24 protein-coding genes are annotated in these 26,399 nt (G+C 69.1%); 15 read left to right on the plus strand and 9 right to left on the minus strand.

Translation table 11 applies throughout. From position 1 onward, the window contains the following. The first annotated feature begins 185 nt into the window (after nucleotides 1-185). The 3 genes from HNQ52_RS02135 (at nucleotide 186) to hydA (ending at nucleotide 3,600) form a co-directional block, all read left to right on the plus strand. The gene (locus HNQ52_RS02135; RefSeq protein ID WP_221281881.1) at nucleotides 186-1,676 is read left to right on the plus strand and encodes an NCS1 family nucleobase:cation symporter-1; all 1,491 of its coding nucleotides are present in this window, start codon (nucleotides 186-188) and stop codon (nucleotides 1,674-1,676) included. Between the two features lie 51 nt (nucleotides 1,677-1,727). Further along, entirely contained in the window at nucleotides 1,728-1,937 is a 210-nt protein-coding gene (locus HNQ52_RS02140) for a DUF3185 family protein (protein WP_183959332.1), read from the plus strand. Nucleotides 1,938-2,157: 220 nt separating this feature from the next. Continuing rightward, complete coding sequence (hydA, locus tag HNQ52_RS02145; protein ID WP_183959334.1) at nucleotides 2,158-3,600, plus strand: dihydropyrimidinase; 1,443 nt, start codon at nucleotides 2,158-2,160, stop codon at nucleotides 3,598-3,600. Between the two features lie 268 nt (nucleotides 3,601-3,868). Here the strand turns inward: hydA and HNQ52_RS02150 are convergent, their stop codons facing one another. The 6 genes from HNQ52_RS02150 to HNQ52_RS02175 all read right to left on the minus strand — a co-directional run bounded on the left by HNQ52_RS02150 (nucleotide 3,869) and on the right by HNQ52_RS02175 (nucleotide 8,581). After that, nucleotides 3,869-4,228, minus strand: coding sequence for a hypothetical protein (locus HNQ52_RS02150; protein ID WP_183959336.1), 360 nt, complete (start codon nucleotides 4,226-4,228; stop codon nucleotides 3,869-3,871). A gap of 74 nt (nucleotides 4,229-4,302) precedes the next feature. Continuing rightward, nucleotides 4,303-4,719: a roadblock/LC7 domain-containing protein gene (locus HNQ52_RS02155; RefSeq protein ID WP_183959338.1), complete on the minus strand. Its 417-nt coding sequence runs from the start codon at nucleotides 4,717-4,719 to the stop codon at nucleotides 4,303-4,305. Further along, nucleotides 4,716-5,285, minus strand: coding sequence for a GTP-binding protein (locus HNQ52_RS02160; RefSeq protein ID WP_183959340.1), 570 nt, complete (start codon nucleotides 5,283-5,285; stop codon nucleotides 4,716-4,718). The genes HNQ52_RS02155 and HNQ52_RS02160 overlap by 4 nt, the downstream gene beginning before the upstream one ends. A gap of 8 nt (nucleotides 5,286-5,293) precedes the next feature. After that, nucleotides 5,294-6,340 carry a hypothetical protein gene (locus HNQ52_RS02165; protein WP_183959342.1) on the minus strand — a complete coding sequence of 349 codons (1,047 nt, stop codon included), beginning with the start codon at nucleotides 6,338-6,340 and terminating at the stop codon, nucleotides 5,294-5,296. A gap of 250 nt (nucleotides 6,341-6,590) precedes the next feature. Beyond that, nucleotides 6,591-7,199, minus strand: coding sequence for an ANTAR domain-containing response regulator (locus tag HNQ52_RS02170; RefSeq protein ID WP_183959344.1), 609 nt, complete (start codon nucleotides 7,197-7,199; stop codon nucleotides 6,591-6,593). Further along, a complete protein-coding gene (locus HNQ52_RS02175; RefSeq protein WP_183959346.1) occupies nucleotides 7,196-8,581 on the minus strand; it encodes a sensor histidine kinase in 1,386 nt (461 codons plus the stop codon). Before HNQ52_RS02175 ends, HNQ52_RS02170 begins: the two co-directional genes overlap by 4 nt. A 189-nt stretch (nucleotides 8,582-8,770) precedes the next feature. On the opposite strand from HNQ52_RS02175, the gene pyrH reads away from it, so the two are divergent. The 10 genes from pyrH (at nucleotide 8,771) to lpxD (ending at nucleotide 19,676) form a co-directional block, all read left to right on the plus strand. Further along, nucleotides 8,771-9,499, plus strand: coding sequence for a UMP kinase (gene pyrH / locus HNQ52_RS02180; protein WP_183959348.1), 729 nt, complete (start codon nucleotides 8,771-8,773; stop codon nucleotides 9,497-9,499). Between the two features lie 335 nt (nucleotides 9,500-9,834). Then, nucleotides 9,835-10,782 carry a cation diffusion facilitator family transporter gene (locus tag HNQ52_RS02185; protein WP_183959350.1) on the plus strand — a complete coding sequence of 316 codons (948 nt, stop codon included), beginning with the start codon at nucleotides 9,835-9,837 and terminating at the stop codon, nucleotides 10,780-10,782. A 74-nt stretch (nucleotides 10,783-10,856) separates the two neighbouring features. Next, nucleotides 10,857-11,414 (plus strand): ribosome recycling factor, encoded by a 558-nt coding sequence (gene frr / locus HNQ52_RS02190; RefSeq protein WP_183959352.1) that lies wholly within the window; start codon nucleotides 10,857-10,859, stop codon nucleotides 11,412-11,414. Nucleotides 11,415-11,437: 23 nt separating this feature from the next. Then, a complete protein-coding gene (gene uppS, locus HNQ52_RS02195; RefSeq protein ID WP_183959354.1) occupies nucleotides 11,438-12,211 on the plus strand; it encodes a polyprenyl diphosphate synthase in 774 nt (257 codons plus the stop codon). After that, nucleotides 12,208-13,023 (plus strand): phosphatidate cytidylyltransferase, encoded by an 816-nt coding sequence (locus HNQ52_RS02200; RefSeq protein WP_183959356.1) that lies wholly within the window; start codon nucleotides 12,208-12,210, stop codon nucleotides 13,021-13,023. Before uppS ends, HNQ52_RS02200 begins: the two co-directional genes overlap by 4 nt. After that, a complete protein-coding gene (locus tag HNQ52_RS02205) occupies nucleotides 13,023-14,198 on the plus strand; it encodes a 1-deoxy-D-xylulose-5-phosphate reductoisomerase (RefSeq protein WP_183959358.1) in 1,176 nt (391 codons plus the stop codon). The genes HNQ52_RS02200 and HNQ52_RS02205 overlap by 1 nt, the downstream gene beginning before the upstream one ends. Nucleotides 14,199-14,233: 35 nt before the next feature. Then, a complete protein-coding gene (gene rseP / locus HNQ52_RS02210; protein WP_183959360.1) occupies nucleotides 14,234-15,589 on the plus strand; it encodes an RIP metalloprotease RseP in 1,356 nt (451 codons plus the stop codon). A 112-nt stretch (nucleotides 15,590-15,701) separates the two neighbouring features. Then, complete coding sequence (gene bamA / locus HNQ52_RS02215) at nucleotides 15,702-18,059, plus strand: outer membrane protein assembly factor BamA (protein WP_183959362.1); 2,358 nt, start codon at nucleotides 15,702-15,704, stop codon at nucleotides 18,057-18,059. Nucleotides 18,060-18,087: 28 nt separating this feature from the next. Beyond that, complete coding sequence (locus HNQ52_RS02220) at nucleotides 18,088-18,651, plus strand: OmpH/Skp family outer membrane protein (RefSeq protein ID WP_183959364.1); 564 nt, start codon at nucleotides 18,088-18,090, stop codon at nucleotides 18,649-18,651. After that, nucleotides 18,648-19,676, plus strand: a complete 1,029-nt coding sequence (gene lpxD, locus HNQ52_RS02225; protein WP_343059171.1) for a UDP-3-O-(3-hydroxymyristoyl)glucosamine N-acyltransferase — start codon at nucleotides 18,648-18,650, stop codon at nucleotides 19,674-19,676. Before HNQ52_RS02220 ends, lpxD begins: the two co-directional genes overlap by 4 nt. 42 nt (nucleotides 19,677-19,718) lie before the next feature. Here the strand turns inward: lpxD and HNQ52_RS02230 are convergent, their stop codons facing one another. Further along, entirely contained in the window at nucleotides 19,719-20,783 is a 1,065-nt protein-coding gene (locus HNQ52_RS02230; RefSeq protein WP_183959366.1) for a class III poly(R)-hydroxyalkanoic acid synthase subunit PhaC, read from the minus strand. Beyond that, on the minus strand, nucleotides 20,780-22,084 hold the full coding sequence (gene phaE, locus HNQ52_RS02235) for a class III poly(R)-hydroxyalkanoic acid synthase subunit PhaE (protein WP_183959368.1): 1,305 nt from the start codon (nucleotides 22,082-22,084) through the stop codon (nucleotides 20,780-20,782). The genes HNQ52_RS02230 and phaE overlap by 4 nt, the downstream gene beginning before the upstream one ends. Before the next feature lie 153 nt (nucleotides 22,085-22,237). Between phaE and HNQ52_RS02240 the strand changes: the two genes are divergently transcribed. Continuing rightward, nucleotides 22,238-23,614 carry a hypothetical protein gene (locus HNQ52_RS02240; RefSeq protein WP_183959370.1) on the plus strand — a complete coding sequence of 459 codons (1,377 nt, stop codon included), beginning with the start codon at nucleotides 22,238-22,240 and terminating at the stop codon, nucleotides 23,612-23,614. A 3-nt stretch (nucleotides 23,615-23,617) separates the two neighbouring features. On the opposite strand, the gene HNQ52_RS02245 is transcribed toward HNQ52_RS02240, so the two are convergent. Next, entirely contained in the window at nucleotides 23,618-25,465 is a 1,848-nt protein-coding gene (locus tag HNQ52_RS02245; protein ID WP_183959372.1) for a 3-hydroxybutyrate oligomer hydrolase family protein, read from the minus strand. Between the two features lie 144 nt (nucleotides 25,466-25,609). Between HNQ52_RS02245 and HNQ52_RS02250 the strand changes: the two genes are divergently transcribed. Then, a complete protein-coding gene (locus HNQ52_RS02250; RefSeq protein ID WP_183959374.1) occupies nucleotides 25,610-26,374 on the plus strand; it encodes a 3-hydroxybutyrate dehydrogenase in 765 nt (254 codons plus the stop codon). Nucleotides 26,375-26,399 lie beyond the last annotated feature (25 nt).

A 26,399-nucleotide genomic window follows, 5' to 3' on the forward strand; every position in this document is an offset into this window, starting at 1 on the left:
TGGCAATGGACGCCAGAAACGAACACGCTCCAACCTGATCAGCGAAGGCATCGCTCGTGGTGAAATGGCGCTGTCGGACGGACGCACGCTGGACCATGCGCAGGCCATAGAGCGACTGACGCGATGGCTCACACCGTGCGGAGCCCGCACCTGACATTGCACCACGCTTCCGGATGGGGATCCGCATGGCACACACCGACGCAGCATCGACCCACGTGAGCCAGGGCGCGCTCTACAACGCCGACCTCGCCCCCACCACCGCCGCACAGCGCACCTGGACCTGGTATCACTTCGCCGCGCTGTGGATCGGCATGGTGATGTGCATCCCGTCTTACCTGCTCGCGTCTGGGCTCATCGAACAGGGCATGTCGCCTTGGCAGGCCGTCACCACGGTGCTGCTCGGCAACGCCATCGTGCTGGTGCCGATGCTGCTGATCGGCCACGCCGGTGCGAAGTACGGCATTCCCTATGCGGTGCTGGTGCGGTCGAGCTTCGGCACGCAGGGAGCGAAGCTGCCGGCGCTGCTGCGCGCGATCGTGGCCTGCGGCTGGTACGGCATCCAGACGTGGTTCGGCGGGCTCGCGATCTACACGCTGCTCAACATCATGACCGGGAACGCGCTGGCCGGCGATCCGATCGGTTGGCTCGGCATCAACGCGGGCCAGCTGGCCTGTTTCCTCGCGTTCTGGCTGCTGCAGTTGTACTTCGTGCTGCATGGCACGGAATCGATCCGGTGGCTGGAGACGATCTCGGCGCCGGTGAAGATCGTGATGCTGCTGTTCCTGGTGTGGTGGGCGCTGTCGAATGCCGGTGGCTTCGGGCAGATGATGTCGATGCCGTCGCAGTTCGAGCCCGGCGGTGCGAAGGCCGGGCTGTTCTGGGCCGTGTTCTGGCCGTCGCTGACGGCGATGGTCGGGTTCTGGGCCACGCTCGCGCTGAACATCCCGGATTTCACGCGCTTCGCGCGTTCGCAGAAGGACCAGATCGTCGGCCAGGCCATCGGCCTGCCGGTGCCGATGGGTGCGCTGGCGCTGATCTCGGTGATCGTCACCTCGGCCACCGTCGTGATCTACGGCAAGGCGATCTGGGATCCGGTCGACCTCTCCAGCCGCTTCACCGGCATCGGCGTCGGCCTCGCGCTGCTGGTGCTGACGCTGGACACGATGTGCTGCAACCTCGCGGCGAACCTGGTCGGCCCGGCCTACGATTTCGCGAGCCTTTCGCCGAAGCGCATCAGCTACCGCCTCGGCGGCATGATCACGGCGCTGATCGCGGTGGTGGCGATGCCGTGGAAGATCCTCGCCAGCACCGAGGGCTACATCTTCACGTGGCTGATCGGTTACTCCGCCCTGCTCGGCCCGGTGGCCGGCATCATGCTGGTCGACTACTGGCTGCTGCGCCGCGCGCGGCTGGACACCGCGCAGCTGTTCGAGGAACACGGCGTGTACAGCTACCGCGGCGGCTGGAATCCGGCGGCGATCGTGGCGCTGGTGCTGGGCGTGCTGCCGAACCTGCCCGGGTTCCTGCATGCGGCGTTTCCAGCATCATTTGCCGGGGTGCCCGACATTTTCAAGACGATCTACACCTACGCGTGGTTCGTCGGGCTCGGCATCTCCGGCCTGATCTACCTCGTGTGGATGCGCGCGTCGATCCCGCGGACGCCCGCGCGCGCCTGAGTCCCGATCGCGTACAGTGTGCGCACCCGAACCCACTGCAGGATCTTTCGCATGAGCATCGCACGCATTCTCGGCATCACCCTGATCATTCTCGGCGCGGTGCTGTTGTACTTCGGCCTGCAGTCCACCGATTCCGTCGGCGAAAAGATCGTCGAAGGCGTGACCGGGCGCTACAGCGACGGCACGATGGGTTACATCGTCGGCGGCGCGGTGTCGGGTGTGGTGGGCCTGGCGCTGCTGGTGTTCGGCCGCAAGAAGTAGGCGCGGCTCGGCGTTTGCCGGAGCATCCGCGCGGCTCCTGCACCACGGTGCGCGTGCGCAGCCATTGCACGAAGTCCGCTTCGGTCACCGCCCCCGAGCGATGGCATCATGACGTGTGTTTCCTCGTGGCTCGCCACCACGTCGCCGCGGTTGGGCTTCAGGAAAACGCGATAACACACGGGCGCAATGCGGCCCGCCACCTTTTCGACGAGCCGGATCGATGACCCAGTCCCCAGCATCCTCCACCCTGATCCGCGGCGGCACCGTCGTCGACGCGGAGCACAGCTACCGCGCCGACGTGCTGATCGTGGGCAACACCATCGCCGCCATCGGCACCGATCTGGACGTTCCGGCCGGCACGCGGATCGTCGACGCGGGCGATCGCCTCGTGATGCCCGGAGGCATCGATCCGCACACCCACATGCAGCTGCCCTTCATGGGCACGGTGGCGAGCGACGACTTCTACACCGGCACCGCGGCCGGACTCGCCGGCGGCACCACCAGCATCATCGATTTCGTGATCCCGAACCCGCAGCAGCCGCTGATGGAGGCGTGGCGCGATTGGCGCGGCTGGGCCGAAAAAGCCGCGTCCGATTACGCCTTCCACGTGGCCGTCACGTGGTGGGACGAGAGCGTGCACCGCGACATGGGCGTGCTCGCCAACGAGCACGGCGTGCAGAGTTTCAAGCACTTCATGGCGTACAAGAACGCCATCATGTGCGACGACGAAGTGCTGGTGAACAGCTTCACGCGATGCATCGAACTGGGCGCCATCCCGACCGTGCACGCGGAAAACGGCGAACTCGTCTACCGCCTGCAGAAGGCCCTGCTCGCGCGCGGCATGACCGGGCCCGACGCGCATCCGCTCTCGCGACCGCCCGCAGTCGAGGGCGAAGCGGCGAACCGCGCGATCCGGATTGCGGAAGTGCTCGGCACGCCGCTGTACATTGTGCACAACTCGGCGCGGCAGTCGCTGGAGGCCATCGCGCGGGCGCGCGGCGAAGGCCAGCGCGTGTTCGGCGAAGTGCTGGCCGGGCACCTGCTGATCGACGACTCGGTGTACCGCAACCCGGATTTCGCGTTTGCCGCCGGGCATGTGATGAGCCCGCCGTTCCGGCCGAAGGAGCACCAGGACGCGTTGTGGCACGGCCTGCAGGCCGGCCACCTGCACACGACGGCGACCGATCACTGCGCCTTCTGCGCGCCGCAGAAAGCCGCGGGCAAGGACGACTTCACGAAGATCCCGAACGGCACCGCCGGTGTCGAGGATCGCATGTCGGCGCTTTGGCATTACGGTGTCGGCAGCGGAAAACTCACGCCGAGCGAGTTCGTGCGCATCACGTCGACCAACGCCGCGCAGATCTTCAACCTGTATCCGAAAAAGGCCGCGGTGCGCGTCGGCGCCGACGCCGACCTCGTGGTGTGGGATCCGAACGGCTCGCGCACGATCTCGGCGAAGACACACCACCAGAACGTCGACTTCAACATCTTCGAGGGCCGCAGCGTGACCGGCATCGCCACGCACACGTTCACGCGCGGGCATCTTGCGTGGGTGGACGGCGACCTGCGCGCCGAACGCGGCCGCGGCCGTTACCTGCCGCGGCCCACGCACGGTGCCTACGTCGATGCGAACCTGCGCCGCGCAGGCGCCGGCTCCGGCTGACGCCGCCGGAACCGATGGGCATCGGGGGACGGGTTGAGATGGGGGTCGCCTGCGAGGCAGGCATCGATTGGACGCCACGCCGCGGGAACAGGGACCGCAGCGCACCGTCACGCATCAAGACCGCCGCGCCTGGACCGGCGCCCCCATCCCAACCCCTCCCCCGATACGCAAGACGCCGTGCAAAGCTGCCATCGCCCGCGTCGGCGATGCCGGCGGACATCGCACGGCGTCGATGCCCACCTGCCGCCGGCCCGGCCGGCCGCACCGCTCAGAGCGCGAGCTGGCCTTCCAGGTCCGCGGTCTTCATGCGTGCCAGCGCGAGGCTGGACTTGGCCTTGTCGAGCACGAGATAGATGAACACGCCCGGCTTTTCCGTCATGGGACGGATGATGTGGTACTGCTTGCCGAGCGTGATGAGCATGTCCTCGATGTTGTCCTTCAGGCCGAGCGCCTTCATCGTCTTGAGCTTGGCCCGCACCACTTCCGTGTTGCCGGCACCGGCGATGTCCAGGTCGACGCCGGCGCCGATCTTGCCCAGCACCATGCCGCTGTTCGCGTCCACCACGGCGGCGGCGAGCGCGCCGTCGATGTTCATGATGTCTTCGAGGGTCTGATTCACGTTGGCCATTGCAGTACTCCGGTGTGCGCACCCTGTATTGCGACCGCGGAGGGGTGCAGCCCCGCGGCCGGATCGAAACGGTGTCAGCCCGGCGGCGCCAGCAGGGTGCCGAGCCGGACGGCGCAGGCGCGGGCGGCGTAGAGCACGCTGCCGAGCACGGCGTTTTCCCGGCACAGCACGCTCATGAGCAGATCGTTGCCTGCGGCGGGAACGCGGATCATCACCACGGTGCCGGCCTCGCCTTCGACGATCACGTTGCGGCAGCCGCGCATGTTCAGTTCCTCGACCACGGCCTCGCTCAGCGCGAGCAGCGAACTCGTCATCGCCGCGAGCTTGTTGCCCGAGACGCCATGCCGCAGCACGGCGGCAAGCTCGAAGCCGTCGCCGGTCACGACCGCGGCCGATTCGATGCCGGCGGTCTCGCGCACCATCGCGTCGAGCTGCTCGCGGCAGACCGAGGCGAGATCGGATCGCGGCGCCAGCGTCGCGGAGACGTTCATGCTGGCCTCCCGCGCCCGACCGCCGCGCCCGGCAGCGGCGGCGCATCGGCCATCGCGACCAGGGTCGACAGCAACAGCATCATCTGGCCGGCGTCGCGCGCGTCCACCTCGAACAGCGGCAGCATCTGGCCGCGCCGGCGCAGCACGCCGTGGTAGGCCTCGACACCCGCGACGCCGCGCGCACCGCCACGGGTGACGCCGATCACCACGGCATCGCGCCTGCACAGGTCGGCGAACACATCGAGAAAATGCGCCAGGTCGTCGTGCGGACTTGCCGCGGAGTCGTCGACGAGCAGCATCATGCCGAGCGCGCGCTTCTGCAGGATGCGCCACATGAATTCGAACCGTTCCTGGCCCGGCACGCCGTACAGGCGCACCTTGTCGCCGCCGTCGAGCGTGATCTCGCCGTAGTCGAGCGCGACGGTGGTCGTTGCCTTGGCATTGCGCGCCAGATCGGTGTTCGTCGCCTCGGTGCGGACTACCGGAATCTCGCTGAGCGCACCGATCGCGGTGGTCTTGCCCACGCCCATGGGGCCGGCGACGAGGATGACGTGTTCGACGGGCATGTCCGCTCCTAGAGTCCGAAGCGCTTGCGCAGGCGATCGAACAGCCCCGCACGCGACGCCGGCGCGGAAGCCGGATGCGGTGACGCAAGCTCGGCCGCCTGCGGCGCCACGTCGAGATAGCCGCACAGCGCGCACGCGTGCAGCAGATGCTCCACCTCGCCGCGCTGCAGACCGCCGAGCGCGACGAGCGCATCGACCGAGCGATGCGTGCGCGACATCGCCGCGCAGAGCCTGAGGAACTCCGGGCGGTGCGGCAGGCGCGCGAAATCCGGCCAGCGCGTCAGGCGGTACGCCCGGCCCGCATGCGACACGCCGTCGGCCGCGGTGATCAGGCCGATCTGCCACAGCGCCTCGTCGAGCGCCCGAGCGCTGTCGAGACGAACCACCAGTTCGGCGGCGCTCGAGGGGATCATCGTCACCACGAAACGGTGTTCGTTGAGCGCGTCGACGAACCGTTCGCGCGGAAAATCGCAGTGGTAGATCCGCGCCTTCAGGCACAGGTACAGCGTGCCGTGGCCGACGATGCGCACGCGCAGCGCCTGCTCGGGGCGTCGTTCGACCAGCCGGGAGAGCGCGGCGGCGAGCGACCTGCCGTCGTCGACCTCGATCCGCGCCTGCTCGCCGCCGGGCGTTGGCGCCGCGGGCTGGCGCAATCGGTCGTGCGCGGCGTTGAGCAGGTCGAGCACCGCCATCACGCGCAGCGGGGCCTGCAGTACCAGTTCGTCGGGCACCGCGGGACGTTCGTCGTCGCGCAGCAGCAGCGCGGTCAAGGGCGCTCCGTGCCGTCCCGGCGGCGCATCGCGCGTGGTCAGCAGCAGATCGCCGTCCCGACCGTCCGCGAGCACCCAGCGCCGCGCGGTGCGCTCGCCGAGTACACGCAGGATCGCATCGAGTATGGAGATTTCGTCGTCGGTCAGGCCGTGCAGCGCGAGACGCAGCGGCGGCATGGCCTCGGCCGGCGCGGGCCGCTCGTCGGCCGCGCCGTGCAGCACGGGCGGACGATCCACGACACGGCCATCGAACGACTGCTGGTTGCCCATGATCGACACACGCATCCCCGAATGCGAATGACACGATCGGCAAGGGCGTGGCCGAGGAAGGTCGGTTGCTGCGTTGGCTCGGCAGCGGCGTCCGGACGGGCCGTGACGCGGTGTCGCGATGCCGGCGTCGCGGTTTCGGGGCGGTGCCGGCGATTCCACTGTCTCGCGTCGGCCGGATGCCCGCAAGCGCGTCCGACGCAATCTGTGGCGCATGTCACACGACCGCGACGCGCAGTCGCACGCTTCATCCGTCCATTCCCCGGAGTCATGCGTCGGTGCGCACGAACGCCGAGGCGGCGAGCGAGTCCGCCGCGCCGACCACGGTCTGCGCCATGTCGCTCATCTTGCGGCGCTGCGCGCGGGCGGTGTCGCGCAGGCGGGCGAAGGCCTCGTCGCGCGTGAGCCGATGCCGCTCCATCAGGATGCCGATGGCGATGCTGACGCCGCGGTCCTGGTCGAGCGCCTGTTCCAGCTGCCGGCCGGTGGAACGCAGCCGCGCCAGGTCCGCGGCGCGCGCCAGCGCCGCCTCGATGCCGGGCACCAGCTGCGCGATGTCGATGGGCTTGACCAGGAATCCGACGGCGCCCAGCTGCGTGGCCTCGTTCACCGTCGCGTCGTCGCCGTAGGCGCTGACGAACATGAAGGGTGTCTGGCCGCCGCTGCGCAGGCGGCGCGCGAGGTCGAAGCCGCCGACCTTGCCCATCCGGATGTCGAGCAGGGCGAGGTCCGGATCGAACTGGTCCAGCACGGCCAACGCGTCGTCGACCGAACGCGCCTCCACCACGTCGTAGCCGGCACTGCGCAGGCCGGCGGAGGTGGTGGCGAGGATCAGGCGATCGTCGTCGACCACCAGCAGTTTGCGGGCGCGGGTCATGCGGGCGACTCCTGTTCGATGGCGACCGGCGGCGAGAGCACATGCGGCGTGGACAGTTGCAGGCGCGCGATCACGCGGTGTCCGTCCTCGACGATGTCCAGACCCGCGCCGCGCTGCGGCAGCAGCGACTTCACCAGCCCCAGGCCGGTGCCCACATGCACGCCGAGCGCGAGATTGAAGCGCGGCGGCAGGAACCCGGGATTGCTCACCGCGATCAGCGCGTCGTCGCCGTTGCGCGAGGCCGCGATGCGGACGGTGGCGTCGCCGTCGATCGGCGCGCGGTGCTTGACCGCATTCATCAGCACCTCGTTGAGCACCATCGCCACCGGCACGGCCTCTTCTTCCGTGACGGTCAGATCCCCTAGCGCGTTGCACTGATCGACCATCTCGATCGGTGCGTGCATGATTCCGGAAATCGAGCTGGCGATCCGCGCCAGCAGCATTCGCAGATTGAGCTCGCCGCCGCCGACCTCGCCCTGCAGCCCGTGCACCGCGGCGATGGTGAGCACCTGCGCCGTGGCCACTTCGAGCAGCGGCTGCAGCAGCGGCTTGCCGGCCAGATGCTGACGCAGCAGGCCGGCGACACCCTGCAGGTGGTTCTTGATGCGGTGGTGCACCTCGCGCACCAGCGCGTCGCGCTGCGCGCGCACCGCGTCGAGCCGCCGCGCCTCCTGCAGGCGGCGCGGAGTCACGTCCTCGATCACGGCTGCGACGGTGTCGCTGCCGTCGCCCGAGGTCGGCAGGCGGCTGATCGACACATGCGCATGCAGCGATGCGCCGCCGATGTCCTGCAGGTCCATCGCCACGCCCGCTGGCGTGGCGCCGTCGTGCTGGTCCGACCGGGTGCATTCCTCCAGCGCGCGCAGGCGTTCGAGCGCCTGCGGCAGCGGCCGGCCCAGCACGTCGGCCCGGGCCAGGCCGAACATGCGTTCGGCCGCATCGCTCCACAAGATCATCCCGCGCCGCGAGTTCCACGCCATGAAGGCGAACGGCGCCGCGGACAGCAGCGACTGCAGCGATCGCATCGCCTCGTCGGCGCGCCGTCCCACGCGGCGCGCACGCTGCAGCTGCACCCACGCCAGCGCCAGCACCGCGGTGAACAGCACCACGCTTGCCAGCAGCAGCACGGGTTCGAGCCAGTCCCACGCGTCGCTCTCGGCGCTGCGGCCCTGCGCCAGCAGGCCCTGCAGGCGGGCGCGGCTGGTCTGCACCACCGGATCGCGGTGCGTGGCCACCAGCGCGCCCAGGTGTTCGCCTTCGGCACGCACTTCGGCGGCCAGTGCGCGCGCCTCGCGCGTGTCGCTCCACCACACGTACAGCGCCCCGAAAAACAGCAGCTTCGCGAGCAGGAAGACGGCGAGGGGGGCGAGCGCGCGGGACATACGGACGCGGATCGGAACAGAGTGTGAACGAATGTAGCATTCGCCTCCGGGCGCGTCGGGTCGGCACATCAGGACTGCGACGCAGGTCCGGTTCGAGCCCCGATTCCGCGACGCCCCGCACGAAAATCCGCGCCCGCCCCGGCCGGACGGGCTACACTTCCGCCGTTTTGTCCGCCCGGAGCCGCACCGATGACCGTCCCGCCCGTGAAGTACCGCCGCATCCTGCTCAAGCTCAGCGGCGAGGCCTTGATGGGAGCGGAGGACTACGGCATCGACAAGCAGGTGATCGAGCGCCTCGCCGCCGAAATCATCGAAGTGCAGCAGGCGAAGGTGGAAATCGGTCTTGTCATCGGCGGCGGCAACATCTTCCGCGGCGCCGGGCTCGCGTCGAGCGGCATGGACCGGGTGACCGGCGACCACATGGGCATGCTGGCCACGGTGATGAACGCGCTCGCGATGCAGGACGCGCTGGAAAAACTCGGCGCGCGCGTGCGCGTGATGAGCGCGATCAAGATCAACGAGGTGTGCGAGGACTACATCCGCCGTCGCGCCATCCGGCATCTTGAAAAGGGCCGCATCGCCATCTTCGCGGCCGGCACCGGCAATCCGTTCTTCACCACCGATTCGGCCGCGGCGCTGCGCGCGGTGGAGATCGGCGCCGACCTGCTGCTCAAGGCGACCAAGGTCGACGGGGTGTACGACGCCGATCCGAAAAAGAAGAAGGACGCACGCCGCTACGAAAAGCTCACGTACGACGACGTGATCAACCGCGACCTGCAGGTGATGGACACGGCCGCGATCGCGCTGTGCCGCGACTACAACATGCCGCTGCGCATCTACGACATCACGCGACCGGGCGATCTGATGCGCATCCTGCAGGGCAAGCAGATCGGCACACTGGTGCACGGGCGGGGGTGAGTCTGCGCTTGCGTGAGTAGAAATGTTCGGGGGCATGCCCCCTTCCGCCTGCCGGCACCTTCCCCCGCTGCGCGGGAGAAGAGACGCTTCGATGGCGATGCGGAGGATGTGGGTGCCGTCGTCGTATCGAAGTCGATGTCGATGATGCGGAACAGGGTTGTTCCTGTTGCTCCGACCTTCGGCGAAGGAGTCCTTCTCCCGCGCAGCGGGGGAAGGTGCCGGCAGGCGGAAGGGGGTCTGCCCTCGACGTATCCCGCACCCAAAACATTCGAACCGTCTCCCGAAACCGCCGCCCGCAATAGTGTCCGCCCGCACCGCATGCGAGGATTTTTCGCATGCCCCACCATCACAACCATCCCCACACCGACACAGTGGCCGGGGCGCACGCCGGCCACCGGCACGCGCCGCCCGCCGGCACCCGCGCCTATGTGGTCGGCATCGCGCTCAATCTCGGGTTCACGTTGTTCGAAGCGGTCTGGGGCCTGCTGACCGGGTCGCTCGCGCTGCTGTCGGACGCGCTGCACAACCTCGGCGATGTGCTCGGTCTGGTCCTCGCCGGTGCTGCCGCGTGGCTGGCGTTGCGCCCGGCCAGCGCGCGCCGCACCTACGGTTACCGCCGCGCCACCGTGCTTGCCCCGCTCGCGAACGGTCTGTTGCTGGTCGCGGCGTCCGGCGCGCTGGGCTGGGAAGCGCTGCGGCGGCTCGCGCAGCCACCCGAGGTGGCGGCGATTCCGGTGATCGTGGTGGCGGCCGTCGGCATCGCGATCAACCTCGGCAGTGCCCTGCTCTTCCGCGGCGGGCATGCGCACGACATCAACCAGCGCGGCGCCTACCTGCATCTGATGGCCGACGCCGCCGTGTCGCTGGCCGTGGTGTTCGGCGGCGTGGGCATGTGGTGGCTCGGCTGGCGCTGGCTCGATCCGGCACTGGCGCTCGGCGTCGGGATCGTCATCGCGATCACGAGCTGGGGCCTGTTGCGCGAGAGCCTGGATCTTGCGCTCGACGCGGTGCCGCGCGGCGTCGAGCGTGACGCCGTGGCGGCGTTCCTGGCGCAGCAGGACGGCGTCGCGGCCGTGCATCACGTGCACATCTGGGCGCTCGGCAGCCGCGAGATCGCACTCACGGCGCATCTGGTCCGGCCCGATGCCGACATCGACGATGCCTTCGTCGCCACGCTCGGCACCCGCCTGCGCGAGCGCTTCGGCATCGCGCACGCCACGCTGCAGGTCGAACGCGGCGGCGATCGTGATGCGCCGCAGCACGCGTGCCGCGCCGGCGGCTGAGCCGCGCGCGCGAGGACACGGGCGGGGCCCTCCCCTATAATCGGTCGATTCCATTGCAGACCGCAGGGCCGCACATGCTCAACGAGATCAAACAAGACGCCCAGACCCGCATGTCCAAGAGCATCGACTCGCTGCGCCACGAGTTGAGCAAGCTCCGCACCGGCCGTGCATCGACGGGCCTGGTCGACAATCTGCGCGTCAACTATTACGGCAACGAGACGCCGCTGTCGCAGGTCGCCACGGTGTCGGTCGCCGATGCCCGCACGCTCACGATCACGCCGTGGGAGAAAACGATGGTGGCGGCGGTCGAGAAGGCCATCTACGGCTCGGACCTGGGCCTGACGCCGAACACCGCCGGCCAGGTGATCCGCATCAACCTGCCCGCGCTCACCGAGGAACGCCGCAAGGAAATGAGCAAGCACGTGCACGGCGAAGGCGAGAACGCCAAGGTCGCGATCCGCAACGTGCGCCGCGATGCGATGCAGGCGGTGAAGGAGCTGCTCAAGTCGCGCTCGATCACCGAGGACGAGGAACGCCGCACCGAAGACGAGATCCAGAAACTGACCGACAGGTTCGTCAAGGACGTCGACAGCGTGGTCAAGGCCAAGGAAGACGAGCTGATGGCGATCTGATCGGCCCTGCGGCGCATTCCCGCATGAACGCCGATGTTTCGCATGCTGCGGTGTCGCCGGCCGCGCCTGCGCGCAAGCCGCGCCACATCGCGATCGTGATGGACGGCAACGGTCGCTGGGCGCAGGCCCGGCACCGGCCGCGCACGATCGGCCATCGCGCCGGAGCGCGCGCGGTGAACGCCTGCATCGACGCATGCCTCGACGACGGCATCGAGGTGCTGACGCTGTTCGCGTTCTCCAGCGAAAACTGGCGCCGGCCGAAGGAAGAAGTGGGCGCGCTGATGCAGCTGTTCCTGCGCGCGCTCGACCGCGAGGTGGACGAGCTGCTGCGGCGCGGCGTGCGCGTGCGCTTCGTCGGCGAACGCGCGGCGTTCGCGCCGGAGCTGCGCAGCCGCATGGCGCGTGCCGAGGAGCTCACCCGCGGCAACACGCGCCTGCACCTGTGCATCGCCGCCAACTACGGCGGGCGCTGGGACATCGCGCAGGCCGCGCGGGCGCTCGCGCTGCGCGCCGCCGCTGGCGACATCGATCCGGCCCGCATCGACGAGCACATGCTCGCGCCGCAGATCGCGCTGTCCGACCTGCCGGACGCGGACCTGTTCATCCGCACCGGGGGCGAGCGCCGCATCAGCAACTTCCTGCTGTGGCAACTCGCCTACTGCGAACTCTATTTCACCGACATTCTCTGGCCGGACTTCGACGCCGCCGCGCTGCGCGCCGCGATCGCCGATTTCGCCGGCCGGGAGCGCCGCTTCGGCATGACCGCCGCCCAGATCGCCGCCGGAGCCACCCCGTGAAACAACGCATCATCACCGCCCTGCTGCTGGCGCCGCTGGCCATCGCGGCCGTCCTGTTCCTGCCCAGTGCCGCCTTCATGGCGCTGGCCGCCGCGCTGCTGCTGCTCGGGCTGTGGGAGTGGACGCGGCTGATCGGGTTCGAGGGCCACGCGCGGCGCACGCTGATCATCGTGATGCATGCCGCGACGATGGCGTGGCTGGCGTGGCGCGGGTGGCCGGCGCTGTTCCCTGTGGTGGCGCTGCTCGGCGTCGCGTGGTGGCTGGCCTCGCTGCTGTGGCTGCGGTTTCCGCAGTTCGCGCGCGCGCCCACGACTGCGCATCGCTGGACCAAGCTCCTCGTCGGCACCCTGCTGATCGTGCCCACCTGGTGCGCGCTCGGCATGCTGCACACCGCTGGCGCGCTCGGTCCGCGCTGGGCGTTCTACGCGCTGGCGCTGGTGTGGGCGGCGGACAGCTGCGCGTATTTCTCCGGCCGCCATTTCGGCGGCGCGAAGATGTCGCCCAGCATCAGTCCGAACAAGACCTGGGCCGGCTTCTGGGGCGGGCTCGCCGGCGTGCTGCTGCTGTCGGTGCCGGCCGCGCCGCTGCTGGGCCTTTCCTGGGCGCAGTTGCCGATGCTGATGGCGGTGACGCTGCTGGCGGCGCTGGCCTCGGTGGTCGGCGACCTGTTCGAGAGCCTGATCAAGCGCCATGCCGGCGCGAAGGATTCGAGCCAGCTGATCCCGGGCCACGGCGGCGTGCTCGACCGTATCGACAGCGTCGTGGCCGCCGTGCCGGTGTTCGCCGTCGCCAAGGCGCTGTTCGGACTGTGATGCGGCGCGTCGCAGTCTTCGGCGCCACCGGCTCGATCGGCGCCAGCACGCTCGATGTGATCGCGCGGCATCCGGACCGCTTCCGCGCCACGGCGCTGACCGCCAACGACAAGGTCGACGAACTCGTTGCGCTGTGCGTGAGACACCGGCCGGACATCGCCGTGGTCGCCGACGCCTCGCGCTACGCCGCCCTGCGCGACGCGCTCGCCGGCGCCGGGTTGCACACCGAGGCCCGCGCCGGCAGCGAAGCGCTGGTGGAACTCGCCGGCTCCGACGCCTGCGACACGGTCGTCGCCGCCATCGTCGGCGCCGCCGGTCTGCCCTCGACGCTCGCCGCCGCCCGCGCCGGAAAGCGGCTGCTGCTCGCGAACAAGGAGGCCATCGTCGTGGCCGGCGCGCTGCTGGTGGAGGCAGTTGCCGCCAACGGCGCCGAACTGCTGCCGATCGACAGCGAACACAACGCCATCTTCCAGTGCCTGCCCGGTCCCGCGATCCACGGCGCGGCACGCCCCGGGGTGCGCCGCATCGTGCTCACCGCATCCGGCGGCCCGTTCCGCGGCCGGACCCGCGCGCAGCTGGCGGAGGTATCCCCCGACGAGGCCTGCGCCCACCCCAAATGGCGCATGGGCCGCAAGATTTCGGTGGATTCGGCCACGCTGATGAACAAGGGCCTGGAGGTCATCGAGGCGCACTGGCTGTTCGGCGCCGCGGCCGACGCCATCGACGTGGTCGTGCATCCACAGAGCATCGTCCATTCGCTGGTCGAGTACGCCGACGGCTCGATGCTGGCCCAGCTCGGCAACCCCGACATGCGGACGGCCCTGGCCTACGGCCTCGCGTGGCCGGACCGCATCGACGCCGGCGTGGCGCCGCTCGACCTCGCTGCGTTGGCACGGCTCGATTTCGAAGCGCCGGACCGTGCCGCGTTTCCGTGCCTGGACCTGGCCTACCGGGCCTTGCGCGAAGGCGGCGGAGCCGCCACGGTGCTCAATGCGGCGAACGAGGTCGCGGTTTCAGCCTTTCTTCAGGGCCGATTGGGTTTCCTAGGGATCGCTACCGTCCTCGCCGCCGCCCTCGACGCACTGCACGGTGCCCGGGCGGACTCGCTCGACGCGCTGCTGGCACTGGATGCCGAAGCGCGCCGGGTCGCAACCACGCTGCTCCGCAGCCCCTGACACAGATCGATGTCACACCAGGCGAGACACAGCACATGAGCACGGTTTTCGGGTCGATCTGGTGGCTGATCGTCAGCCTCGGCATCCTCGTGACGTTCCACGAGTTCGGGCACTACCTCGTCGCCCGGCTGTGCGGCGTGAAGGTGCTGCGCTTCTCCGTCGGCTTCGGCCGGCCGCTGTGGAAACGCGTCGGGCGCGACGGCACCGAATACGTCGTCGCGATGCTGCCGCTGGGCGGCTACGTGAAGATGCTCGACGAGCGCGAGGTGGAGGTGGCGCCGCACGAGCTGCCGCAGGCGTTCACGCGCAAGACCGTGTGGCAGCGGTTCGCCATCGTCGCGGCGGGGCCCGCGTTCAACCTGGTCCTCTGCCTCGCGTTGCTGTGGGGCATGTTCGTCATCGGCAAGAACGACTATCAGCCGCTGGTCGGTCGCACGCAAAGCCTGGCGGCGCAGGCGGGCCTGGCGCTCGACGATCGCATCGTGGCGATCGACGGCGAGCGAATGGACACCTGGACCCACGCCGCGATGGCGATCACCGCCGGCGCGCTGGACCGCGCGCCGCTCGACGTGGAGGTGCTGCGCGCCAACGGCGATACCCGCACGCTGACGCTCGATCTGTCCAGGCTCGACCGCAAGATCGACGAAACCACGGCCCTGCGCGACATCGGCATCGTCCCGCGCCAGTTCCTGATGGCGCCGCTCGTGGGGCCGGACATCGCCGGCACGCCCGCGCAGGCCGCCGGCCTGCAGCCCGGCGACCGCATCGTCGCCGTCGGCGCGCAGCCGATCCAGTGGTGGGACGAGGTCGGCAACGCGGTGCAGGCGCAGGCCGCCGAAGGCCGGCCGCTGCGCATCGACTACACGCGCGACGGCCAGCCGGGCAGCGTCGACATCGTTCCCACGCTCGACCGCAGCGAAAGCACCCCGCGCTGGGTGCTCGGCATCCCCAATCCGAAGCTCCAGGCGCAGTACGACGCCCTGCTGCGCTTCGGCCCGATCGATGCCATCGGCGCCTCGCTGCACGAAACCTGGCGTCTCACCGGCTCCACGTTCGGCATGTTGTGGCGCATGGTGAACGGCAGCGCCTCGCTCAAGAACATTTCCGGCCCGATCTCCATCGCGCAATACGCCAACGACTCGGCGCAGCGCGGTGTTGCCTGGTTCCTGTGGTTCCTCGCCATCCTCAGCCTGAGCCTGTGCATCATGAACCTGCTGCCGATCCCGATCTTGGACGGCGGACACCTCCTGTATTACCTTATCGAGATGGTGAAAGGCAGCCCGGTCAGCGAACGAACGCTGATCGCCGGCCAATATCTGGGGATCGCCCTGCTGGCAGGATTGATGGGACTCGCGTTCTACAACGACATCGCCCGGCTGGTCTCCTCGTGACGGCCCGCGGCAACGGACGCCAGCCGCCGCCGCCCCGACAAGAACGACAAAAAACACCGCAGGATCCGCGCCCGATCCTGTTCTGCATACGATTGATGTCCTGGATGTGACGATGAAGCGTTTCGCCGCAGCTCCCCTGTTCCTTGCCCTGCTCGCCGCCCTGCCCGCCGCCGCGCAGAATTTTGAACCGTTCACCGTCAGCGACATCCGCGTCGACGGCCTGCAACGCATCTCGGCCGGCACCGTGTTCACCTACCTGCCGATCGAAAAGGGCGACCAGGTCGATTCCAACACCGCGGCGCAGGCAATCCGCGCCCTCTTCCGCACCGGTTTCTTCAACGACGTGACGCTGCAGCGGCAGAACGACATCCTCGTCGTCACCGTGCAGGAACGCCCCGCGATCAATCGCATCACGCTGGTCGGCAATAAGGACATCAAGTCCGACGAACTGGAAAAGAACCTCAAGGAAATCGGCCTGTCCGAGGGCGAAACCTTCGACCGCCTGCAGCTCGACCGCGTGACGCAGGAGCTGACCCGCGCCTACAACAACCGCGGCAAGTACAACGTCTCGATCCAGCCGTCGGTCACGCCGCTCGACCGCAACCGCGTCGATCTGCAGATCGACATCAAGGAAGGCAAGGCCGCGAAGATCAAGTCGATCAACCTCGTCGGCAACGAAACCTTCGAAGACGACGATATCCGCGACACCTGGGAATCGAACACCAGCAACTGGCTCTCGTGGTATCGCCGCGACGACCAGTATTCGCGCGAAAAGCTCTCCGGCGACCTGGAAAAGCTCAACTCGTACTACCTCGATCGCGGCTACGTGGACTTCAACGTCGAATCCACCCAGGTCTCGATCAGCCCCGACCGCCGCGACATGTACCTCACCGCCAACATGCGCGAAGGCGAGGTCTACACCATTTCCGAAACCGTGGTGACCGGCGACACGATCATCTCGCAGGAGGAAATGGAAAAACTCGTGCTGATCCAGCCGGGCCAGACCTTTTCGCGACGCCTGCTCGAACTCACATCCGACGCGATGATGGCGGTGCTGGGCAACGTCGGCTACGCGTTCGCCAACGTCACGCCGGTGCCGGAAGTGGATCGCGAGAACCGCACGGTCAAGATCAATTTCTACGTCGAACCCGGCAAGCGCGTGTACGTGCGCCGCATCGCGTTCAAGGGCAACACCCGCACCGGCGACGAGGTGATCCGGCGCGAGATGCGCCAGTTCGAAGGCAGCTGGTACTCGCAGGCCGCGCTCGACCGCTCCAAGGTGCGCCTGCAGCGCCTGGGCTACTTCAGCAAGGTCGACATCGAAACTCCCGAGGTGGCCGGCACCGACGACCAGGTCGACGTGGTCGTCAACGTGGAGGAAACCACCTCCGGCAGCTTCACCTTCGGCCTCGGCTACTCGCAGCTCTCGGGCATCATCTACTCGCTGGGCGTGACGCAGAACAACTTCTTCGGCACCGGCAACCGCGTCGGCGTCAACGTCCAGCAGAACGACTATTCGAGCAGCATCGACCTGTCGTACATCGACCCGTACTTCACGGACGACGGCGTCTCGCTCGGCTACAACGTGACCTACCGCGAGCTCGACTACGGCGACTTCAACATCGCCAACTACCTCGTCGACAACGGCGCGTTCGAAGCCACCTTCGGCATTCCGCTGACCGAGACCGACACCGTCGGCCTGAGCTTCGGCATCGACTACAACACCATCACGCCGGTCCTGGGCTCGACGGCGCAGGAAATCGTCGACTACATCGACGCACTCGACAAGCGCACCTTCCACGCCTGGCGCACCGAGCTGTCCTGGGCGCGCGACTCGCGCAACGCGTACTGGAATCCGACCCGCGGCACGTTCCAGCGCGTGGCGGCGGAAATCGCGCTGCCGGGCTCCACGGTCGAGTACTACAAGCTCTACTACCAGTTCGCGCGCTACTGGCCGATCAACCGTGCGCTGGTGCTGCTCACCGCGGCCGAACTGGGCTACGGCGACAACTACGACGATCCGGTCACGCGTGTCATCCCGGCGGCGAACAACACCCCGGAGCGTATCGTCACCGCCGACGGCCTGCCGTTCTTCGAGAATTTCTACGCCGGCGGCGTGCGCTCGATCCGCGGCTTCGAGGACAACAGCCTCGGCCCGGTCGCGGCAGGCAGCACGAGCAACTTCCGCCAGAACCTCGGCGGTGCGCTCAAGACCACGGGCACCATCGAGGCGATCTTCCCGACGCTGTTCGATACCGACCAGACGCGCCTGTCGGCCTTCCTCGACTTCGGCCAGGTGTATCCGAGCGCGAGCGATTTCGAGTTCCGCGAGTACCGCGCGTCGGTGGGTCTGTCGCTGCAGTGGCAGGCGCCGATCGGCCCGATCGTGCTGAACGTGTCGCAGCCGGTGCTGAAGGACGACGAAGACGAGATCGAACGTCTGCAGTTCTCGTTCGGTACCCAGTTCTGACGACGCGGCGGCAGGCCCCGGGCACGCCATGCACGCACGACGACGGACCTGCGCCCTGCGTCCGCCGTCGGCACGCCGGTGGTGCGCGCTGCTGCTGACGCTCGTCCTGCTTGGCGGCACCGCATCGCCTGTCGCCTGGGCCCAGCCCGCGCCGACGCGCGTGGGTTACGTCGACATGAAACGCCTGCTCGACAGCGCGCCGCAGGTGCTTGCAGCCAATGCGCGGCTGAAGCGCGAGTTCGATGCGCGCGACGCCGAGCTTACGCGCGACGAGGCCCGCCTGGCCGAGCTCGATGCACGCCTCGCCACCGGCGGCGCGGATTCGCCGGAGGCACTGCAACGTCAGGCCGATGCGCTGCGTCGTTCGGTGGAACGCACGCGCCAGCGTCTGCGCGACGATCTGCGCACGCGCAGCCAGGAGGAAGTGGACCGCGCCTGGCCCCTGATCAACGACGCCATCGCCGACTACGCACGCGAGCAGGGGTACGACCTCGTCGTGCCGAGCCCGCAGGTGTACGTCAGCGGCCGCATCGACATCACCGACGACGTGCTCGAGCGCATGCGGCGCGAGTTCGACGAGGGCCCGCGGTGAGCCCCGCCGGCGCGCGCCTGGGCGATCTGGCCGAACGCTTTTCGCTGGAGCTGCGCGGCGACGCCGAGTACCGCATCGTCGGTGTCGCCACCCTCGCCCGCGCGCAGGCCGGCCAGCTCGGATTCCTCGCGAACCCGGCGTATCGGCACGCACTCGCCGGCAGCGCGGCGGGTGCGGTGGTCCTGCGCGACGCCGATGCCGCCGCGTGGCCCGGCCACGCGCTCGTGGCGCGCGATCCGTACGTGGCGTTCGCCCGCATCGCGGCGCTGTTCGAGGTGCGGCCGGAGCGGCCGGCCGGCGTGCACGCCAGTGCCGTGGTGGATGCGAACGCATCGGTCGATCCGGCGGCGCACGTGGCGCCGCTTGCCGTGATCGGTGCGCGTTCGCGGATCGACGCGGGCGCGGTGATCGGTCCGGGCTGTGTCGTCGGCGAGGACTGCGTCGTAGGCGCCGGCAGCGAGCTGGTGGCGCGCGTCACGCTGGTGCGGCGCGTTCGGCTCGGACGGCGCGTGCTGATCCATCCCGGCGCCGTGCTGGGCGCGGACGGCTTCGGCATCGCCAACGATGCCGGGCAATGGATCAAGGTGCCGCAACTCGGCGGCGTGGCGGTCGGCGACGATTGCGAGATCGGCGCCAACACCACCATCGACCGCGGCGCGCTCGACGACACCGTGCTGCACGAGGACGTGCGGCTCGACAACCAGATCCAGATCGGCCACAACGTGGTGATCGGCGCGCACACCGCGATGGCCGGCTGCGTGGCGGTGGCCGGTTCCACCCGGATCGGTCGCCACTGCCTGATCGGCGGCGCCGCAGGCATCGGTGGCCATCTCGAGATCGCCGATCGCGTGACGGTGACCGCGATGAGTTTCGTCTCGTCATCGATCACCGCGCCGGGCGAATACTCCTCCGCGATTCCCGCGCAGGACAGCCGGGCCTGGCGGCGCAACGCGGCGCGACTGCGTCGGCTCGACGCGTTCGTGCGCACGCAGCTGCGCGGCCACGACGGCGGACGCGACGACTGACTCCCTGCTCCGCGTCCGGGCGCGCGCCGACGCCGTGCGGCGTCAGCGCGTCGCCAGCCAGTCGTGGATCGCCGTCGGCACCTCGCGCTGCGCGCGGCCCGACACGTAGATGCCGATGTGCCCGCCCTTGAACATCAGCTCGGTGTAATCCTCGCTGCCGATCAGACCGCCGAGCGGCCGCGACGCGTCCGGCGGCACCAGATGGTCCTGCTCGGCGAAGATGTTGAGCACCGGCACATCGATGTTCGCAAGATCCACGGCGCGACCGCCGATGTCGATGCCGCCGTTGACGAAGCCGTTGGCCTGGTAGAACTGCTTGATGAACTGGCGGAACGCCTCGCCGGCCTGGTCGGGCGAATCGAAGATCCACTTTTCCATGCGCAGGAAGTCCTCCACCGCGTCGGCGTCGTCGAGGATGTCGACCATGCCCACGTACTTCTGCACGTTGAGCCGGAACGGCTTGAGCATGAGGTAGGTCATGTTCATCATGTCGGACGACACGTTGCCGAGCGCGTCGACCATCAGGTCGACGTCGATGTTGCGCGTCCAGTTCGACAGCATGTTGTCCGGCGTGTGGAAGTCGACCGGCGTCACCATCGTGACGAGATTGCGCACGCGGTCCGGATGCAGCGCGGTGTAGCACAGCGACATCGCGCCGCCCTGGCAGATGCCGAGTACGTTGATCGCGTCCAGCCGGTGACCGTGACGCAGGAAATCCACGCAACCGCCGATGAAGCGTTCGACGTAGTCTTCCAGCGTGAGGAAGCGGTCGGACCGGTCGGGGTAGCCGTAGTCGATGATGTACACGTCTTCGCCACGCTCGAGCAGGCCCTTCACGAGCGAGCGATCGTGCTGCAGATCGACCATGTACGGGCGGTTGACGAGTGCGTAGACGATCAGCAGCGGAACCTTTGCCGTGGGCGCGTTCGGCCCGCGGTAGCGGTACAGCGCAAGCTTGCCGTCGCGGTAGACCTCGTCCTTCGCCGTGGCACCGAAGTCCACGTCGCGCACCTTGCCGAGCGTGCCGAGCGCGGCCGAGAGTTTGGCGTGCGTGCGTTGCGCCTCTTCGGCAAGGTCGGCGGCGGTGAATCGCAAGGGGCCGATCATTTGCGCACCTTCTTGCCCGACGCGGCGGATTTGCCCAGCGCACGCGGCGCGGCCACCATCGGCAGCACAGCCATGCGGCGTTTGCCGCCGGACGCCTTGCGCTTGGCGGACGGCTTCGCCGCAGCCTGTTTCTTTGGCGTGACCGCCGTGCCGCGCGAGCGCACGCGACGGGGTTTCGACGCGGGTTCGGGGTAGGCTTCCGGCTCCGGCTCGGACATCTGCTCGACAGGTGCCGCTCTCGCACGCGTCGGTGCAGGACGTGCGCCCTCGCGCGTGCGCGCCGCGTGCGCGGCCTCGTCGAGTTCGCTGCGCAGCCTGCGCAACTCGCGTTCCAGTGCCGCCACCTTGCGGTGCGAGGCGTCCATCTCGGTGCGCGAGGGCAGTCCGAAGAGGTTGCCGATGTGCTCGATCTCGGTCTGCACGGCGGCGCGCAAGCGCATCTGCGAATTTGCCAGTGAGCCGTAGGCGGCGCGGAATTCGTCCGTCAGCGCGATCTGTTGCCACGCGTCCTCGGCCGCGTCGATCCACAGGTCGAACAGCGCGCGCGCGCTGTCGAGCTGGCGACCGGGCTCGGCACGTTCCTCGAGCTTCGATTCGAAGCGTTCGAACGCACGCTTGCCGACCTGCGCAAGCATTTCGGAAAACGCGGCGCTGGCCTGCTGGTGGTCGAGCAGCGCCTGCGCCAGCGCCTGCCAGCGCTCCTGGTGTTCGCGCGCGAGGCCGAACGTGGGCAGGCGCAGCGCGGCCTCGGCCTGCTCGCGCCACGCCTGCGGCGAGGCGCCGCCCTGCAGCTGCGCGAGCAGCGGCGCGAACTGCTGCTGCCAGGCCTGCGGCGACGCGGCGCGTTGCCACTGCGCGAGCGTCGCGAAGGCGTCGTTCCCGGCCTGCGACGGCATCCACCCTCGCAGCCACGGTTGCACCTGTGCGAGCCATTGGTCGAAGCCCTGCACCCCCGCGACGCCGCGGAACATGTCTGCGACGCCGTTGCCGCCGAACGCATCGCCCAGCGCACGCTGCCACGCTCGGCTGATCTGCTCGGGTGCGGCATCGCGTCCGGCAAGGCCGGCAGCCACCTGCTGCATGAGGCCGAAGAGATGCGCCGACTGCGCGTTCATGCGTTCGAGCGCGGCATCAAGCTGGCCACTGCCCGGCGCCAGCCGCTGCGTCCACCAGGCCAGGCCCTCCTTCCAGCCGGGGATTGCCGCATCGGGCGACGGCGTGCGGGCGAAATCGCCGAACGCGCTCCAGTACTGCCGCGCGAGTTGTTCGAAGCCGGCGGCTCCGTGGTCGTGTCCGCTCATTCGGGCCCTCCGCAGTGACGCCCGATCATACCATCGCACCCCGCGCGTCCTGCCCGGCAGCCCTGTCCATCGCACTGCGGCTGCCGCTACAGTGCGGCAGTCACATCGGCACCGGCCACGCGGTCGGGATGCGACGCAGACGAGGACTCCGCGATGCACGACCCTGCCCCCGCGCCCGCCGACGGTCGCGATCCGCTGCCCCGCCACACCACGCCCACGTGGGAGATGGAGCTGCTGATCTCCGGCGCCACCGTATTCTCGCTGCTGCAGCTGCCGGATCTGCTCGACGGCGCCTTCTACTCAACCTTCCCGCGCTTCGACAGCGGTCTCGCGGCGATCGTGATGCTGCCGTACATGTACATCATCGCGGCCACGTACGCGCTGGTGGGCACGTTCGTGCTGCACCTGGGAGCACGCGCGTACTGGGTGTCCGTGGTGGGCCTGAGTTCGGTCTACCCGGAGGGCGTGGACTGGGAGAAACTGCGCTGGGGGCCGATGTACAAGCGCGCGGTGATCGAACGGTTTGCCGGCATCGCTGCCACCGTGGAGGCGGCCGACAACCGCGCCAGTCGCGTCTTCGGCTTCGGCGTCGGGTTTGCGCTGACCCTGCTCGCGCCGCTGCTGCTGATGGTGCTGCTGGCCACGGCGACCTACGCCCTGTACGAACTGAGCGGCCACATGATCGCGTGGCCTGTCACGTGGAGCATCGTGTTCGCGGTGGTGTTCGTGCCGTTCGTGCTGGCGATGATGGCGGACAAGTTCGTCGGCAAGCGGGTCGCGCCGGACGGTGCCGTCGCGCGCGGCACGCTGAAGGTATTGCGCGGGTACCTCGGCGGCGGCTTCGGCAGCTTCACCAACTACCCGATCCTGCTGTTCTTCAGTCGCTTCGGCCAGTACAAGAGCTCGGCCATGATGAGCATCGCGATCATGGTGGTGCTGGGGATCGTGATGGCGCGCATGATGGTGCGCGAGGATGCGTTCAACCTGAGCGGGTACTCGTCGGAGCTGCCCTCGTTGCGCGACACGCGCGGACGCGCGCTCGAGCCGCGCAACTATGCCGACCAGCGCGACGGCCTGCTGTCGCTGGTGCCGTATCCGTTCATCCAGAGCGAAGTGGTGCGCGACGACTACGTGCGCCTGTTCGTGCCCTACCACACCCCGCGCGATGCGCCCCTGCTGCGCGGCCTGTGCGGACAGGCGCTCGAAGCGGACACGGACAGCGACGACCGCGAAGCGGCGGACGCACTCAAGCGCGCTGCCGCCGATCGCTTGCTGGACTGCGTCGGCACGGTGTTTTCCGTGCTCATCGACGGCGAGCCGGTGCCGGACCTGCACTTCGACCTCGCCACCGAGCCGGTGTTCGGATTGCGCGGCTTCGTGGCGATGATCGATGTGCGCGCATTGCCGCGCGGGCGGCACGAGCTGCTGATCCTGCGCGCGCCGCTGCCCGAGACCGCAACGCCGGAAGAAATCGAACGCTACGAGCGGCGCAAGACCGGCCAGGGACGCCTCATCGCGTTCTGGCGCTGACGCTCAGCGCGGCGCGGGAATGTGCTGCGCGCCAAGAGCTTCGATGCCGGCGGCCGATGCGGCGCGGCGCTGCGTTGCGATGTCCGCGCTGGGGGGCAGCGGCGTGCCGTCCTGCAGGTGGGTCCACATCGCGTCCAGCGCGCGGTAGGCGTACGGCAGCAGCGGCACGTAACGCCCCGCCAGCGGCGGCAGGCCCAGAAACGCATCGAAATGTTGTGCATTGGCCACGCGCCAGTAGCGCACGTCGCGGCCGTTGGCCGTGGCCCACTGCGCATAGGCGCCGCCGGAAAGCGCTTCGGGAATGAGGCCGTCGTCGGCACCGTGCAGCACGATCACCGGCAGCCCGTCGCGTGGCAGCGATGCGCGCGTGGCCTGCACCCCCGCACGCAACGCATCGGCGCCGGCGTCGTTGGCGGTCCACAGCGCGCGCAGGCAACGCAACGCGGGCAAGGCCGGATCGGGTCCTCCCGCCATCGAGTCCACCAGCAGCACGCCGGCACCGGGCGGGATGCCGGACGCGTCCGACCACCATGCGGCGCGCTCCTCGGGCGTGGTGGCGCGCGGCTGCAGCGACGCATCGAGCGCGGCGTACGAATAGCCGCACGGCATCGCGTCCCACGAGCTGCGCGTGTAGGCCGACGCGTAGGCGGCCGCGACGGCGCGCCACAGATCGAACGTGGTGCTGAGCGCGGCGGCTTCGAGTGCGGCGTCGCTCCAGCCGCCCGCGCGCAGCCGTTCGCGCGCCTCGGCGATCTGCGTTTCGGGCGTGGTTGCGGCGAGCAGACCGGCCGCGTGTGCGCTTTCGCAGCGTGCAAACGCGGCAGGCGGCTTGACGCCGCCCGGACGCGCCATCGCCACGCCGTCGAACTGCGGATCGAGCAGCGCGCACGGCATCAGCAGCGCGGCTTCGGTGACGTAGTCGTACAGCGCGCGGCCACCGTCGCCGGGCCAGACGTTCGGTGCGGCGGCCACCACGCCGTCGAGCCAGTTGCCGTCGAGCTCGGCCGCACGCAGCACCGCGCCGCCGCCGTTGGACAGGCCCACCGCGATCACGCGCGTGTTGTCGAAGGTGTACGGCGCGCCGGCCGGTACCGCCTGCGCGAGCGCATGCAGCGCAAACTGCGCCGCGTCGCGCACATGGCGACCCCAGTCGGCTTCCGGGTTGTCCTGCGAATGTGCGTGCTTGAACGCAACGGCATGGGCGGCCGACGCGCCGGTCGGCGCGGGGGCGAATTCGAGTCCCGTGTCGCCGCGCGTGCCGTCGAGCCTGGCGCCGCTGCCGGTGTCCGCGTCGAAATACCCGGTGCCGGTGCCCTTGTCGGTGTAGGCGACCGCGCAGCCTTTCGGCAGGCCCCAGGCGCCGGCGAGCGCGATCGCGCCGTAGATGCCGCGCGATCCCGACGAGGCCGTCACCACGATGCAGCGTGCGCCCGCATCGAACGCATCGGGCACCTGCAGCAGCACGCGGTGCGGCTGGCGTGCGCCGTCGAGCGTGGCGAACGCCTGGTACTCGCGTCCCGGCACCGGAGCGAGCGATCCGTACAGCGTGCCGTAGCCACCGCCCGGAGCGAGATCGGCGATGCCGCGCCAGTTGCTCCACAGCGCACGGCGCCGCAGTTCGGCCGATGTCGGGTTCGCGGCATCGACGAAGCCGGGCGGCGTCATCGACTGCAGCCCGGCGGCGCCGAGACCGCCGGTCAGCAGGTCGTCGTCGCCGCGATGCGCGGTGACGCGCATGTCGCCGAACCGGCTCATCGCGGCGGCATCACGCGCCGCGGGCGCGGTCGCACAGCCGGACACCAGCATCGCGAGCGCGATGCCACCAGACACGCAGAGGGTCGAGAGTCGCATGGCATGACGCTAGCAGCGCAGGATCGGGCCCACATCGTACTTTGGTACCACGCCGCGGCAAGCGGCGAATGCTAGGCTTGCGCGTTGCAGCAAATTTTCCGCTGCAACCCGTCGATGCGGCCGCGCCGCCGCCAGGAGACTTCGATGCAGACCCGATCCATCCTCGTCACCGGCGCCGGCAGCGGCATCGGCGCGGGCATCGCCGCCGGCCTCGCGGCCGATGGGCACCACGTCATCGTCACCGATCTCGCGCTCGACGCGGCGCGCGCCGTGGCGGACGCCATCCGCGCGGCCGGCGGTTCGGCCGAAGCGCACGCGCTGGACGTCACCTCCGACGACAGCGTGGCCGCATGCATCGCGGCCCTGTCGCGTCCGGTGGACGTGCTGGTCAACAACGCCGGCCTGCAGCATGTGTCGAAACTCGAGGACTTTCCGATCGGCAAGTGGAACCTGCTGATCCAGGTGATGCTCACCGGCGTCGCGCGCCTGACCCAGGCCGTGCTGCCGGGCATGCGCGAGCGCGGCTTCGGCCGCATCGTCAACATCGGATCGATCCACTCGCTGGTGGCAAGCCGCTACAAGAGCGCGTACGTCGCGGCCAAGCACGGCCTGCTCGGCTTCTCCAAGGTCATGGCGCTGGAAACCGCCGACACCGACATCACCATCAACACCGTCTGCCCCACCTACGTGAAGACACCGCTGGTCGACAAGCAGATCGCGGACCAGGCACGCACCAACAACATCAGCGAGAGCCAGGTGGTCAGCGAAATCATGCTCAAGCCGATGCCCAAGGGCGTGTTCATCACGTTCGAGGAACTGACCGGCATCACCGCATTCCTGATCGGCCCGGCGGCGCGCAACATCACCGGCCAGACGATCACGGTCGACGGTGGATGGACGGTCCAGTAGCCGTCGCTCTCGACGCCGGTCGGCA

The organism is Chiayiivirga flava (genome assembly GCF_014202825.1).
Lineage (GTDB): Bacteria > Pseudomonadota > Gammaproteobacteria > Xanthomonadales > Xanthomonadaceae > Chiayiivirga > Chiayiivirga flava.

Bases quoted from the DNA above. Each gene is read 5' to 3' on its own strand.
- HNQ52_RS02160 (WP_183959340.1), bottom strand. From the start codon at position 5,285: ATGCCCGTCGAACACGTCATCCTCGTCGCCGGCCCCATGGGCGTGGGC.
- HNQ52_RS02165 (WP_183959342.1), bottom strand. From the start codon at position 6,340: ATGCGTGTGTCGATCATGGGCAACCAGCAGTCGTTCGATGGCCGTGTC.
- pyrH (WP_183959348.1), top strand. From the start codon at position 8,771: ATGACCGTCCCGCCCGTGAAGTACCGCCGCATCCTGCTCAAGCTCAGC.
- HNQ52_RS02250 (WP_183959374.1), top strand. From the start codon at position 25,610: ATGCAGACCCGATCCATCCTCGTCACCGGCGCCGGCAGCGGCATCGGC.
- HNQ52_RS02230 (WP_183959366.1), bottom strand. From the start codon at position 20,783: ATGATCGGCCCCTTGCGATTCACCGCCGCCGACCTTGCCGAAGAGGCG.
- hydA (WP_183959334.1), top strand. From the start codon at position 2,158: ATGACCCAGTCCCCAGCATCCTCCACCCTGATCCGCGGCGGCACCGTC.
- HNQ52_RS02150 (WP_183959336.1), bottom strand. From the start codon at position 4,228: ATGGCCAACGTGAATCAGACCCTCGAAGACATCATGAACATCGACGGC.
- rseP (WP_183959360.1), top strand. From the start codon at position 14,234: ATGAGCACGGTTTTCGGGTCGATCTGGTGGCTGATCGTCAGCCTCGGC.
- HNQ52_RS02185 (WP_183959350.1), top strand. From the start codon at position 9,835: ATGCCCCACCATCACAACCATCCCCACACCGACACAGTGGCCGGGGCG.
- uppS (WP_183959354.1), top strand. From the start codon at position 11,438: ATGAACGCCGATGTTTCGCATGCTGCGGTGTCGCCGGCCGCGCCTGCG.
- phaE (WP_183959368.1), bottom strand. From the start codon at position 22,084: ATGAGCGGACACGACCACGGAGCCGCCGGCTTCGAACAACTCGCGCGG.
- HNQ52_RS02245 (WP_183959372.1), bottom strand. From the start codon at position 25,465: ATGCGACTCTCGACCCTCTGCGTGTCTGGTGGCATCGCGCTCGCGATG.
- HNQ52_RS02170 (WP_183959344.1), bottom strand. From the start codon at position 7,199: ATGACCCGCGCCCGCAAACTGCTGGTGGTCGACGACGATCGCCTGATC.
- HNQ52_RS02205 (WP_183959358.1), top strand. From the start codon at position 13,023: ATGCGGCGCGTCGCAGTCTTCGGCGCCACCGGCTCGATCGGCGCCAGC.
- HNQ52_RS02240 (WP_183959370.1), top strand. From the start codon at position 22,238: ATGCACGACCCTGCCCCCGCGCCCGCCGACGGTCGCGATCCGCTGCCC.
- HNQ52_RS02220 (WP_183959364.1), top strand. From the start codon at position 18,088: ATGCACGCACGACGACGGACCTGCGCCCTGCGTCCGCCGTCGGCACGC.
- HNQ52_RS02175 (WP_183959346.1), bottom strand. From the start codon at position 8,581: ATGTCCCGCGCGCTCGCCCCCCTCGCCGTCTTCCTGCTCGCGAAGCTG.
- frr (WP_183959352.1), top strand. From the start codon at position 10,857: ATGCTCAACGAGATCAAACAAGACGCCCAGACCCGCATGTCCAAGAGC.
- bamA (WP_183959362.1), top strand. From the start codon at position 15,702: ATGAAGCGTTTCGCCGCAGCTCCCCTGTTCCTTGCCCTGCTCGCCGCC.
- HNQ52_RS02155 (WP_183959338.1), bottom strand. From the start codon at position 4,719: ATGAACGTCTCCGCGACGCTGGCGCCGCGATCCGATCTCGCCTCGGTC.
- HNQ52_RS02135 (WP_221281881.1), top strand. From the start codon at position 186: ATGGCACACACCGACGCAGCATCGACCCACGTGAGCCAGGGCGCGCTC.
- HNQ52_RS02140 (WP_183959332.1), top strand. From the start codon at position 1,728: ATGAGCATCGCACGCATTCTCGGCATCACCCTGATCATTCTCGGCGCG.